The organism is Archangium sp. (assembly GCF_036388035.1).
Lineage (GTDB): Bacteria > Myxococcota > Myxococcia > Myxococcales > Myxococcaceae > Archangium.
The window spans coordinates 1-4,687 of the sequence record NZ_DASVSO010000649.1; the positions used below are offsets into that span (position 1 = coordinate 1).

A 4,687-nucleotide genomic window follows, 5' to 3' on the forward strand; every position below is an offset into this window, starting at 1 on the left:
ACCGGCGTCACCTTGCGCCCGGGGCCCACCATCCCCGGCTGGGTGGTCGGCTCTTCGAAGTACTCGGGGCCGCTCACCACCATCGTCGCCCCGGACTCCTCCTCCTCCGGGACAGGCGGGGCCAGGGGCGCGGGGGCCGTCAGCTTGGGCAGCGCACCGAGCGTGGGCGAGCGGCGCACGCCCGTGGGGCTGGGCGGCGGCGGCGGGGCCTCCACGGGCGGCAGGCTCGGCACCGGCGGGCTGGAAGGCACCTGCGGGGCCGAGGACGCGCCGCTGAAGCCCATCTCGATGGCGGCCATCATGCCCTCGGGGGGCCGGATGTCCGCGTACTCCTGCAGCCGCAGCTTCTCGCGCTCCACGTCCTCCGCGAAGGTGGACTTCATGTACTGCATGAGGTCCTTGCGGCTGAAGATGGACTCGGAGGTGAGCAGGAAGCGCTGCAGGTCATCGCCCAGCTCGTTGGCGTACTGGTAGCGCTCGTCCACGTCACGCGCGAGCGCCTTGAGGACGATCTTCTCCAGCGCCTCGGGGATGCGCTTGTTGTACGTGGAGGGCGGGGCCACCTCGGCCTTGCGCACCTTCTCCAGCACGCTGAAGTCGCTGTCGCCCACGAAGAGCCGCTCGCCGGTGAGCATCTCGTAGAGACACACGCCGATGGCGAAGATGTCGCTGCGCCGGTCCAGCGGCAGGCCGCGGATCTGCTCCGGGCTCATGTAGCCGAACTTGCCCTTGAGGATGCCGGCCTGCGTCTTGGTGGCCTTGCCCGCCGCCTTGGCGATGCCGAAGTCGATGACCTTCACCTCGCCCTCGAACGAGATGAGGATGTTCTGGGGCGAGATGTCGCGGTGGACGATGTTCAGGTCCCGCCCCATGTTGTCCTTCTTGCGGTGGGCGTAGTCGAGCCCCTCGCACATCTTGGACACCATGAAGGCCACCAGCGGCACGGGCGCGGGCTCACCCTTCTTCCGGCAACGGTCGAAGATGGCCCGCATGTCCTTGCCGGGGATGTACTCCATCGCGATGAAGTAGCTGTTGGAGATCTGCCCCAGCTCGTAGATCTGCGCGACGTTGGCGTGGTTCAGCTGCACGCTGATCTTCGCCTCGTCGATGAACATCGAGATGAACTCGTCGTCCTCGGCGATGTTGGGCAGGATGCGCTTGATGGCGACGAGGCGCTCGAAACCTCCTGCGCCAAACATCTTGCCGCGCCACACCTCCGCCATGCCGCCAATGTTGATGCGGTCGAGGAGGAGATATTTCCCAAACGGGATGGGTTGCCGCTTCGGTTGAGTGGTCGTCACGGGGGGTACGTGGCTCGGTGTTTGACAGCCGAGCCTAGCGACCGCCCCTCCATAGGGTCAACCATGGGGCGTCACCTTCCTCCCGGGACCCTCTCAGGGACTGGGAGCCGGAGCCACTTCCCCAGCGTCCAGGGCCCCGGGGGCTTGCTCGGCCGCTGAGGTCTCTTTCCCCCCCCGGAAGGGCTCCATCCCAGGGCCAGCCGGCGTTTCTTCCTCGGGGAGTGCGGGTTGCACGACCGCCACGTGTGGCTCCCCGTCCACGGACAGCACGGCGGGATGGCCGAAGCGCTCGCCCGCTGGCAGACCGACCAGGGTAACCCAGGCGGCGTCGCGCTGGGGGGCCACGCAGTAGAGGATGGTCCCCACCTCCAGGCCCGGCGCCTCCGTGACGGGCCCCTGGCAGTCCCGGCGCACCTGGAGCGACCACGCCAGGGCGCGCGTCCCCCGCACGAGGTACGGGGGCTGGCCCATCTCCTCCACCAGCGGACGCAGCACCGCCGGGTCCGAGGGCACGGCGCGCTCGTTGGCCAGGGCCTGGGCCTGCTGCTGGAAGCGGCTCACCGACATGAAGGCCACGTCCTCGGGGCGCAGCGGCACGCGGCTCTCGAGGAGCACCATGTCGAAGAAGAGCGCGCACACCAGGACGATGGGCAGCAGCCGGTAGCCCTTGAAGTCCTCGGGCCGCCCGCGCCCCACGCCCCAGGCGACCACGCCGAGCACCCCCAGCGTGACGACCAGCACCACCGCGGGCCACACCATCGTGGGCGGCTCCAGGAAGGCGGACACCTCGGCGCTCCGGGCGCGAACGGCGTCCAGCAGGTCTCCCCCGTAGAGCCACAGGAGGGCCAACAGACAGGCCACGTTGGCCAGGGTCGTCTTGGTGGAGGGCAGCTTCATCCGGCGAGCGTGCGTGCGGGGTCGGTGGCGGCGGCGCGATGGCTGGGGAACCAGGCCCCGGCCAGCGCGGCCAACAACCCTAGCATCACTCCCCCCACCACCACCGGCCAGGGGAAGGAGAAGAAGCTCTCGGGCTTGAAGGGGAACTGCGGGAGGTAGGAGGTCGCGAGCCGATCCATGACCAGCGCGAGCACGAGGGCGGCGAGGGTGCCCAGGAGCCCGCCGGCCAGCCCCACCACGCCCGCCTCGGCCAGGACGATGTTGCGCACGTCCGAGCGCGAGGCCCCCACCGCCTGCATGACGCCAATCTCCTTGGCGCGCGCGCGCACCGAGGCGCTCAGCGCATGGGCGATGTTCACCGCCGCCAGCACGCAGATGAGGATGGACAGCAGCGCCAGCGCGGACGTGGTGAGGGCCACCGCCGCCCCCACGTTCTCCGCGAGCCGCCGCTCCTGGTCGTCGATCTCCAGGCCCATCTCCCTCACGGACTCGATGAGGCGAGGCACCGCGCCCGGGCTGGAGGCCACCAGCGTGACGCCGGAGTACGTCTCCGTGTCCTGGCCCAGCTCGCGGTTGAGGCGGATGGCCGTGTCCAGCGGAATGGTGACGCCCGCGAGCAGCGCGCGATCCGACGCGCCCACCACCTGCACCTGGGACGTGATGACCGGCACATCCGGCAACGGGGCCGCCACGTAGGAGCGGTTGAAGTCCACCGGCACGGTGAAGCCGACGAGCATGCTCGGCGCCAGCCGCGGCAGCTTCCGGGCCGGGGCGAAGGTGTTGTTGTAGATCTCCAGCAGCCGCGTGGAGATGAGGCCCGGGATGGGTTGACCCGGCCCCGCGTCCACGAACTTGCCCAGCTGCACGTCGCCCTCGACGAGCCCGGGCTCCACGCCCACCGCGAGCACGTCCATGCCCATGCGCAGCTTCCGGCCGAAGAAGTCGCCGTTGTAGAGGCTCGCGGCGGGGGCGCGCACGCTCATCTTCCGGTACGTCTTCTCCACGTCGGGTAGCGCCTGGAGCCGCTCCACCATGACGGCGTCCAGCTTGCCGCCGCCGAGGAACGAGCCGAGCGACACCGCGGGTGGCACCACGTCCACCAGCCGCGCGTCGTTGGGGAAGATGCGCTCGCGGATGACGCGGCCCACCCCCAGGCCCAGGCCCAGGAAGAAGACGAGCGCCCCCACACCCATGGCCACGCCGAAGGCGGAGAAGAACGCGCCCCGCCGCTCGCGCGAGAGGCTCAGCCGCACCAGTTGGGCCAGCGCCGCGCCCCTCATGACGCACCTCCCGCCAGGGCCGGCCGGGGCTCCTCGACGAGCCGGCCTTCCTTGAGGCGCAGCACGCGTCTGGCCGCCGAGCTCATCCGCTCCTCGTGGGTGACGGCGAGCAGGGTGAGGCCCTCGCGGTGCAGCTCCTCGAAGAGCGAGATGACACCGGCGCCCGTGGCGGCATCGAGGTTGCCGGTGGGCTCGTCACAGAGGAGCAGCCGGGGCCCGGTGAAGAGGGCGCGGGCGATGGCCACGCGCTGCCGCTCGCCGCCAGAGAGCCGCACCGGGGAGCGGTCCTTCTTGGCCAGCAGCCCCACCCGGTCGAGCAGGGCCTCGGCGCGCTTGCGGGCCTCCAGGTTGGCGGCGCCGAAGTGCGAGGGCATCAGCACGTTCTCCACCGCGGACAGGTTGGGAATGAGGTGGAAGGACTGGAAGACGAAGCCCACGTGCTGGTTGCGAAAGCGCGCGAGCGCCTTGTCCTTCAGGCCCGACAGCTTCACGCCGGCCACCTCCACGTCGCCCTGGTAGTGGACGTCCAGCCCGCCCAGCAGGTGCAGCAGCGTGGACTTGCCACTGCCCGAGGGGCCCACCACCGCGACGAAGTCGCCATCCGCCACGTCGAGCGACAGCCCATCCAGGACGCGCACCTCGGTGCCATCCCCGTCGCGGTACTGCTTGACGATGTCTCGTGCGCGGATCACTTGGGAGGCACCAGCCAGAGGGTGAGCTCGGCCTGCACGGCCTTCTCCTTCTCGGAGAGGCCCAGCGTCACCGCGCGGAGGTCATCCGTGGCCTCCAGCCAGCGCACCGTGGTCGCCTTGATGGCGAAGCCGCCGATGCCCCAGGCCTCGGAGGGCAGCCCCTTCACCGCGTCGGAGAGGCGCCGCCAGTCCAGCACCGCCCCCAGCACCGGACCCTGGAGCACTCCGCGCAGGTCCTCGGCCACGGGATTCTGGCCCGCGGGGCCCTTGAGTCCCGTGAGCGCCGCCTCGAGGCGGGACTGCGGCGCGGCCATCACCACCTTGTCCCCCACCGCGGCGAAGTGCGCGCCCTCGCCCTGCCGGTACGAGGTGAGGTAGACGCGCTGGCCCCCGAGCTCCGAGGGCTTCACCTCGGCACCGAAGCGCGGGGCGATGGCGGGCACCTTCTCCAGGGTGGCGGGGATGCTGGTGGTGTCCTTCGACTCGCCCACCACCACGAGGTGCACATAGCGGAAGG

Annotated in this window: 4 protein-coding genes and 1 pseudogene; all 5 read right to left on the reverse strand. The window is 70.6% G+C overall.

Going from position 1 to position 4,687, the window contains the following annotated elements:
* Window positions 1-1,301, reverse strand: a 1,301-nt coding sequence (locus VF697_RS26580; protein ID WP_331099521.1) for a serine/threonine-protein kinase, incomplete at its 3' end; no start/stop codon positions are given.
* A 93-nt stretch (window positions 1,302-1,394) separates the two neighbouring features.
* Entirely contained in the window at window positions 1,395-2,198 is an 804-nt protein-coding gene (locus VF697_RS26585) for a hypothetical protein (RefSeq protein WP_331099522.1), read from the reverse strand.
* Window positions 2,195-3,478 carry an ABC transporter permease gene (locus tag VF697_RS26590; protein ID WP_331099523.1) on the reverse strand — a complete coding sequence of 428 codons (1,284 nt, stop codon included), beginning with the start codon at window positions 3,476-3,478 and terminating at the stop codon, window positions 2,195-2,197. The genes VF697_RS26585 and VF697_RS26590 overlap by 4 nt, the downstream gene beginning before the upstream one ends.
* On the reverse strand, window positions 3,475-4,170 hold the full coding sequence (locus tag VF697_RS26595) for an ABC transporter ATP-binding protein (protein WP_331099524.1): 696 nt from the start codon (window positions 4,168-4,170) through the stop codon (window positions 3,475-3,477). Before VF697_RS26595 ends, VF697_RS26590 begins: the two co-directional genes overlap by 4 nt.
* Window positions 4,167-4,687, reverse strand: a pseudogene (locus VF697_RS26600) (hypothetical protein); the annotation flags it as partial. The gene VF697_RS26595 and the pseudogene VF697_RS26600, both read right to left, overlap by 4 nt.